Annotated in this window: 6 protein-coding genes; 3 read left to right on the plus strand and 3 right to left on the minus strand. The window is 63.1% G+C overall.

Annotated elements, in window-relative coordinates:
* Positions 1-54 precede the first annotated feature (54 nt).
* The 3 genes from recF to dnaA all read right to left on the minus strand — a co-directional run bounded on the left by recF (position 55) and on the right by dnaA (position 4852).
* Positions 55-1149: a DNA replication/repair protein RecF gene (gene recF / locus AC5P9L_RS20560; RefSeq protein WP_279915871.1), complete on the minus strand. Its 1095-nt coding sequence runs from the start codon at positions 1147-1149 to the stop codon at positions 55-57.
* Positions 1150-2144: 995 nt separating this feature from the next.
* Complete coding sequence (dnaN, locus tag AC5P9L_RS20565) at positions 2145-3245, minus strand: DNA polymerase III subunit beta (protein ID WP_005411731.1); 1101 nt, start codon at positions 3243-3245, stop codon at positions 2145-2147.
* A 275-nt stretch (positions 3246-3520) separates the two neighbouring features.
* Positions 3521-4852, minus strand: coding sequence for a chromosomal replication initiator protein DnaA (dnaA, locus tag AC5P9L_RS20570; protein ID WP_005411730.1), 1332 nt, complete (start codon positions 4850-4852; stop codon positions 3521-3523).
* Positions 4853-5108: 256 nt separating this feature from the next.
* On the opposite strand from dnaA, the gene rpmH reads away from it, so the two are divergent.
* Genes rpmH through yidC form a run of 3 tightly spaced genes read left to right on the plus strand, consistent with a single transcriptional unit; the run spans position 5109 to position 7464 of the window.
* Entirely contained in the window at positions 5109-5249 is a 141-nt protein-coding gene (gene rpmH, locus AC5P9L_RS20575; protein WP_005411729.1) for a 50S ribosomal protein L34, read from the plus strand.
* Positions 5250-5254: 5 nt separating this feature from the next.
* The gene (rnpA, locus tag AC5P9L_RS20580) at positions 5255-5749 is read left to right on the plus strand and encodes a ribonuclease P protein component (protein WP_005411728.1); all 495 of its coding nucleotides are present in this window, start codon (positions 5255-5257) and stop codon (positions 5747-5749) included.
* Positions 5749-7464, plus strand: a complete 1716-nt coding sequence (gene yidC, locus AC5P9L_RS20585; protein WP_012481686.1) for a membrane protein insertase YidC — start codon at positions 5749-5751, stop codon at positions 7462-7464. The genes rnpA and yidC overlap by 1 nt, the downstream gene beginning before the upstream one ends.
* Positions 7465-7643: the final 179 nt, after the last annotated feature.

Here is a 7643-nt window from a genome sequence, read left to right on the forward strand (position 1 = left end):
AAGGATTCCAACCCGAATTATACCAGCCGGGGTCGAGCGGCCCTGGTGTGCCCACTATGGCACAGCCATGATCTGTGCATGTTCCACGTGGAACCGGGCGATGTGGGTCAGGTCCAGCAGCGCCGCCGGGGTTTCGGTAGCGGTGATGAAGATCTGTGCCGGCCCATTGAGCAGGCGCTCCAGCACCCGCGCCTGATGGGTGCGATCCAGCTCCGAGGCCAGATCGTCCAGCGCGATCACCGGCCATTCGCCGCGCTGTTCCGCATAGTCCTCGGCCTGCGCCAGCAGGCAGGCCAATGCCGTCAGCTTGGCCTGACCACGGGACAACGCATCACGGCCCGGAATGCTGTGGAAATCCACACTCCAGTCTGCCCGGTGTGGGCCGACCGAGGTATAGCCGGCCTGCCGGTCACGTTCGCGGGCCAGAAGCAGGGCATCGGCCAAGGGAAGCTCATGCCGCCGCCAACCGGGGCTCAGTTCCAGACCCTGGATGCCGAGTTGCGGAGCCAGCCTGGCGGCCAAGGCCACCGTGCGCTGCTGCAGACGCTCCAGGTAGTGCTGACGGCGGCTGGTCAGCGGTTCCCCGGCCTCGGCCAGCTCGTGATCCCAGGTATCGAGCATCCGCGACGGCCCGCCCTGCTTGAGCAGAGCATTGCGCTGCTTCAGCGCCCGGGAATAGCGGCGCCACAGGGAGAGAAAATCCGGTTCCACGTGGAACAAGCCCCAATCGAGGAAACGCCGGCGGGGTTCGCCACCCCCACTGACCAGTGCATGGCTCCCCGGCTCGAACGTCACCACGGCCAGCGCTGCGCAGAGATTGCCCAGCTGCGCGACGTCTTCACCGTCCAATCGCCCCTTCCAGTCCTGGCCACTGTGGCGCAGCCCGGCCTTTCGGCGGTGCGGCGGGTGATCGCCACGCTGTTCGTCCCATTCCACGAAGATCTCCAACGCTTCCTGGCCCTGGCGCACCAGACCGTCACGCACTCGGCCACGGAAGCTGCGCCCGTAGGCCATCAGGTGCAGGGCTTCGAGCACGCTGGTCTTGCCGGCACCGTTGTCGCCGGTCAGCAGGTTCAATCCAGGCTGGGGCGACAGGTCCACCGCACTGAAGCGACGCAGTTGGTGCAGGGCGAGGCGGCGGATAAGCATGGGGCGCGAAAGACCATCCGCACGAGGCGGTAGTGGGGCAGGGAATCCATCAGCTTACTGCATCGGTCAAGCCAGCCGTGGCGCGCCAGACATCGCCACTGTGCTGAAGCCTCCGCCTGGCAACCCTACGCGTGTTCCACGTGGTGGCGCTCCCTCATCTGGGCTCGCCTGGGTCTGGATATGCCCGGGAATCCTTGAATTCTGAGCGGCGGCGCAGGGTACAGGCCTTCAGATTTCAGCGATTTCAGCCTCATTCCGCGAGCATCGCCAGGTGCCCTCGACGGTGGGTTGCGCGAACACCGCGCGGATTTCTTGAAATCTACGATGCGATGCCGTGGAGGGTTCCACAGATTTCAAAGAATTCAGCCCGTTCGTTTCACGCTGTCCACAGCGGGTCTGTATGACTTATACACAAGGTATGGGCAAACTGTGGATAAAAAAGCCCTTTTGCCCGACCTGCCAAACTATCCACAGGTTCCCCCCCAGCCTGAGGGGCCTCTATACAGGGGGTTTCAGCTCCATAAATCTCTTGAAAATCAATTGGATAATGCATTTTTCCACGAAATCTGGGCCCACCATCACCACCATGCTTTAGATTTATACCCAGATTTAGAAGCTAGGCCAGCTCTGATCCGGCCCCAACCAACCCTGTGGACAGTGATGTCTGCAGATGAAGCAACCACTGCGATAGCGGATGCGATCCGCTTCATCCATCCGACCAGATCGGGTCACCCTCAATCAGGCTGAAGACCCGGAACTGCGTACTCGACCGAAGTTGGCTGGGCAGCGCCCAGGTCAGCAACCTGGATTCCTAACGCGCAGGGCCGATTGCATCGGAGGGGCAACCAAGAACAATCGGCAAGCAGCAATCTCGAGCAAGACATTCGCCCAGACCTGGAGATTCCGCGATCCCCGATGCTCCACGTGGAACCTGCAAAAAAAAACGCCCGGGGAGATCCCGGGCGTCCTTCGGTTCCACGTGGAACAGGCTGCTGTCAGAGACGCAGCGGCATCACCACGTGACGCGACTTCTCGCTGCTGGATTCACGAACCAGCGCAGAAGAGTTGGAATCGCGCAGCTGGATGATGACCTCCTCATCGCGCAGCGCGGAGAGGGCATCCAGCAGGTAGTTCACGTTGAAGCCAATGGCCAGATCACTGACCGTGGTGTCGGCTTCGATCTCTTCCTGGGCTTCTTCCTGTTCCGGGTTGTGCGCGCTGATCTTCAGGTTGCCCGGCGAGACTTCCACGCGGATGCCGCGGTACTTCTCGTTGGACAAGATCGCGGCGCGCTGCAGCGAGGCACGCAGTGCTTCACGATCAACCTTCACTTCGCGGTCGGCACCGATCGGAATCACCGCTTCGTAATCCGGGAAACGACCGTCGATCAGCTTCGAGGTGAAGGTGACATCGTCGCGCTTGACGCGCACGTGGCTGCGGCCGACTTCCAGTTCGATCTCGCGATCGCCGCTCTCCAGCAGGCGCTGCAGTTCGGTCACGCCCTTGCGCGGCACGATGATCTGGCGCTTGGAACCGCTGGGCTTGGCCAGATCGGTTTCACACAGGGCCAGGCGATGGCCGTCGGTGGCGACCGTGCGCAGCGCATCGCCGCGCAGGTCGAACAGCAGGCCATTGAGGTAGTAGCGCACGTCCTGCTGGGCCATCGCGAACGCAGTGCGCTCGATCAGTTCCTTCAGGGTTGCTTCGCCGATGGCCACGCGCTCGGTGGCTTCCACTTCGTCCACCGACGGGAAGTCGTTGGAGGGCAGGGTGGCCAGGGTGAAGCGGCTGCGGCCGGCCTGCACGGTGATCTTGTCACCGGTCTGCGAGACGGTAATCCGGCTGCCGTCGGGCAGGGCGCGGATGATCTCGAACAGCTTGCGGGCGGGAATGGTGGTTTCGCCGTCCTGGGCATCTTCAACCGCGATCCGCGACACCATCTCCACTTCCAGGTCGGTACCGGTCAGCGACAGCTGGCCGTTCTGCACCTGGACCAGGAAATTGGCCAGAACCGGAAGGGTCTGGCGGCGTTCGACCACGTTGACGACCTGTGCCAACGGCTTGAGAAAGGCTTCGCGCTGCAGTGTGAAACGCATGTGGTTCCGTGCCCCTATGCTTTAAAAAATGTGGAATAAATCAAAAGCTTGGTGGTGCTGGTAGAGACAGAATCGCTGGAAAACAACGCTAAGTCTTTGTAAATAAAAGGATTTCAGGCATCGAAACCCTCTGTATTACCGACCCCCAGGGGGGGGGGAAAGCTGTGGATAAAACCGACGCGATTTCAAACGCCATTTTTATCCACAACGTGTCCCGCGCTTGCTACCGGATTCTGCACCGTTTTGTGCGATGACGCCTCATCGGCATCCGTGCATCATTCGCTCAGCTTCCGGATCAGCTTGTCCCAGTCCTCGCGGAGCTTGCCGTCGGTTTCCATCAGGGTCCGGATCTGGCGGCAGGCATGCAGCACCGTGGTGTGATCGCGACCGGCAAAGGCATCGCCGATCTCGGGCAGGCTGTGCTCGGTCAGTTCCTTGGTCAGGGCCATGGCGACCTGGCGCGGGCGTGCCAGCGAGCGGGTCCGACGCTTCGACAGCAGATCCTTGATCTGCAGGCCGTAGTAGTCGGCAACGGTTTTCTGGATGTTGGGAATGCTGATCGCCTGCTGCTGGGCGCGCAGCAGGTCGCGCAGGGTTTCCTGGGCGAATTCGGTGGTGATCGCGCGGCCGGTGAAATTGGCGCGGGCGGTCAGGGTATTGAGCGCGCCTTCGAGGTCGCGCACGTTGGAGCGCATCTTCTTGGCGATCAGGAACGCAACATCATCGGGAATCTCGGCACCGCGTTCGCGTGCCTTGGCCAGCACGATCGCGGCGCGGGTCTCGAAGTCCGGCGGTTCGATCGCGACCGACAGGCCCCAGGCAAGCCGCGACTTCAGGCGCGCTTCCAGGCCCTCGACTTCGCGCGGATAGCGGTCGCAGGTCAGGATGATCTGCTGCTTGCCATCGAACAACGCGTTGAAGGTGTGGAAGAACTCTTCCTGGGTGCGGTCCTTGCCGGCGAAGAACTGGATGTCATCGATCAGCAGCGCGTCCACCTGCTGGAACTGGCGCTTGAACTGATCCATGGTCTTTTCCTGCAGGGCCCGGATCATCGCGCTGAAGAACTGTTCCGAACGCAGGTACAGCACCTTCGCGCCCGGATTGGCCTGGCGCATGGCGTTGCCGGCGGCGAACATCAGGTGGGTCTTGCCCAGGCCGGTGCCCCCGTACAGCAGCAGCGGGTTGTGCGCGCGGTCGCCCGGCTTCTGCGCCGCCTGGAAGGCGGCGGCCAGGCCCAGCTGGTTGCTGCGGCCTTCGACGAAGTTGGCGAACGTGTAGTGGTTGTCCAGGTTGCCGGCAAACGGCACCTGCGGTTCGCTGGACACATGCGCCGACGGCGTGGAAACCGGCGCGTTCTGCGCCTCCACAGGGCGCGGGCGCGAGCCGATTTCAAGAAAAACGTCGCTGAAACCGGCGAAGTGCGCCAGCAGTTCGCGGATCCGGGCCAGGTATAGCTCGCGGACCTGGTCGACGATGAAGGCATTCGGTGCATACAGCACCAGGCTGTCCACGCGCAGATCGGCCTGCAGTGGCTTCAGCCAGGTATGAACGTCTTCCGGCGGGAACTCCGCTTCGAGGCGCTCGAGACTACGGGACCAAGCATCCATCAGCAATAATCGTCCGGTGGCCGGGGCATGGACGCGACAAGGCGCCCAAACACAGGCCTGAAAGGGGGGGAAATGGATGGCTCAGACTACCACCGAGCGCCCGCCTTCGGAATGCTTGTCCCCTACTTATTCACAAAAACATCCACAGCTATTGCACAGCCCGGTGAATTCGCGTAGCTGCCAGGGGTTGACTTGGGGCAGGGTACCTCTCTAGAATTTCCGGTTCTTTCCGTCCCATTCATACGAGAGGCCCCCAATGGCCACGAAGCGCACCTACCAGCCCAGCAACCTCAAGCGTAAGCGCGACCACGGCTTCCGTGCCCGTATGAAGACCGCTGACGGCCGCAAGATCCTGTCGCGTCGCCGCGCCAAGGGCCGCAAAGTCCTGAGCGCCTGATTGCCATGCCGCACCCCGCGGCAGACGCAATCCCTTCGACAGTGAATACTGCAGACCCGCGCAAGCGATTCCCTCGCTCTGCGCGGGTTCGCACGCGTGCCGAATACTCAACGGTCTTCAACGGCGCCCGCCGTGTGTCCGATCCGCTGATGACCCTGCACTGGCTGCCGGCTGACCGGCCGGCCAGGCTGGGTCTGGCGGTTTCCCGCAAGGTTGATCCGAACGCCGTCGGGCGTAACCGGATCAAGCGCGTCCTGCGCGACATCCTGCGTCAGACACGTACCGACATCCAGCCAGGCGACTTTGTCGTCGTGGCTCGTAGTGCTGCGCGTTCCGCCAGCAACGACGAGATCCGCCAGGCCTTCCTGCGCCTGCTGCGTCGCCTGCGTGCATTGCCCACGCCGGGCGTGGACGGCACAATGCCGCCGCCTGATGGCATCGCAACTCCTTCTTTGACCGAGCCGGCATCGCGTCCCGGCCCCGCCGAGCCTGTCCGCTGATGAACCAGACCCGCGTATTCCTCATTTTTGCCTGGCTGATGGTGGCCGTGCTGCTGTGGATGGAGTGGAGCCGTGAAAAGGCTGCTCCGACCCCGGCACCAACCACCACGTCGGCCCCGGCCGCCGCACAGAGTGTTCCGGGCGCGAACCCCGGCGCCATCCCCAGCGCCCAGGTGCCGGGCGCCCCCGGCCAGGCCGCCGCACAGGCCCAGGCCAGCGCTACCCCGGCCAGCCAGCGCGTGACCGTCACCACCGACGTGCTGCGCCTGGTGCTCGACGGCGGCCGCGTGCTCGACGCCGAGCTGCTGCAGTTCCCGCAGACCAAGGACGAAGGCAGCCCGCCGGTCCGCCTGCTGACCGAAGACCCCGCGCACCCGTACAGCGCGATCAGTGGCTGGGCCAGCGAAGACAGGAACACCCCGGTCCCCGGCGCCGACGGCTTCAAGCTGGTGGGTGACACCAAGGACTTCGTGCTGGCCAAGGGCCAGAACGAGCTGCAGATCCCGTTCGTGTGGACCGCCGACAACGGCGTGACCATCAAGCGCACCCTGACCGTCTCGCGCAACGAGTACGCCGTGCGCTTCAAGGACGAAGTCAGCAACGCTGGCGCCGCGCCGTGGAACGGCTACGTCTACCGCACCCTGGACCGCACCCCGACCATCCTGTCCCGGAGCATGACCAACCCCGATTCCTTCAGCTTCAACGGTGCCACCTGGTACGACAACGACAAGAAGTACCAGCGTCGTGCGTTCAAGGACTACCTGGAAGACGGCACGCTGAACCAGAACATCACCGGCGGCTGGCTGGCGATGCTGCAGCACCACTTCTTCACCGCCTGGATCCCGCAGAAGGACCAGACCGCACACTACGTGCTGTCGCAGGTGGCCGGTCGTGACCTGATCGAAGCGCGTGGCCCGGCCTTCACCGTGGCCCCGGGCCAGTCCACCAGCACCGAAGCCCGCCTGTGGGTCGGCCCGAAGCTGGTCAACCTGATCGCCAAGGAAGACGTGCCGGGCCTGGACCGCGTGGTCGACTACAGCCGCTTCTCGATGATGGCGGTGATCGGCCAGGGCCTGTTCTGGGTGCTGAACCAGGTGCACAAGCTGGTCGGCAACTGGGGCTGGGCGATCGTCGGCCTGGTGGTGCTGCTGAAGCTGGTGCTGTACCCGCTGTCGGCGACCCAGTACAAGAGCGGCGCCAAGATGCGTCGTTTCCAGCCGCGCATCGCGCAGCTGAAGGAACGCTATGGCGATGACCGCCAGAAGTTCCAGACCGCGATGATGGAGCTGTACAAGAAGGAAAAGATCAATCCGATGGGGGGCTGCCTGCCGATCCTCATCCAGATGCCGATCTTCTTCGCCCTGTACTGGGTGCTGGTCGAATCGGTCGAACTGCGCCAAGCGCCCTGGTTCGGCTGGATCCAGGACCTGACCGCACGCGACCCGTACTTCATCCTGCCGGTCATCAACGTGGCAGTGATGTGGTTCACCCAGAAGCTGACCCCGGCACCGGGCATGGACCCGATGCAGCAGAAGATGATGCAGTTCATGCCGCTGGTGTTCGGTGTCATGATGGCCTTCATGCCGTCCGGCCTGGTCCTGTACTGGGTGGTCAATGGCGGCCTGGGCCTGCTGCAGCAGTGGTGGATGACCAAGCGCCATGGCGGCGAGCCGGTCCCGGCCACCACCGCGCCGGCCCCGGTCAAAAAGAAGTAATCCCGACCTGTAGAGTCGACTGTTGGTCGACTGGCAGTAGAGCAGTCGACTAACTGTGATCTCTCTGTACGTTGTTCATCCGGGACATCTTTGGAAAATGGTGGTTACCACACCTCTCCAGACCCCAAAGAGCCCGGATGAACCACCATAAAAATGCCCGTTTGACCGTCCATAGTCGA

Source organism: Stenotrophomonas sp. YJH_SMC_64 (assembly GCF_059371375.1).

Excerpts from the sequence above, each read along its gene's own strand:
- rnpA (WP_005411728.1), top strand. The coding sequence starts at position 5,255 with ATGCCGCACCCCGCGGCAGACGCAATCCCTTCGACAGTGAATACTGCA.
- dnaN (WP_005411731.1), bottom strand. The coding sequence starts at position 3,245 with ATGCGTTTCACACTGCAGCGCGAAGCCTTTCTCAAGCCGTTGGCACAG.
- recF (WP_279915871.1), bottom strand. The coding sequence starts at position 1,149 with ATGCTTATCCGCCGCCTCGCCCTGCACCAACTGCGTCGCTTCAGTGCG.
- rpmH (WP_005411729.1), top strand. The coding sequence starts at position 5,109 with ATGGCCACGAAGCGCACCTACCAGCCCAGCAACCTCAAGCGTAAGCGC.
- dnaA (WP_005411730.1), bottom strand. The coding sequence starts at position 4,852 with ATGGATGCTTGGTCCCGTAGTCTCGAGCGCCTCGAAGCGGAGTTCCCG.
- yidC (WP_012481686.1), top strand. The coding sequence starts at position 5,749 with ATGAACCAGACCCGCGTATTCCTCATTTTTGCCTGGCTGATGGTGGCC.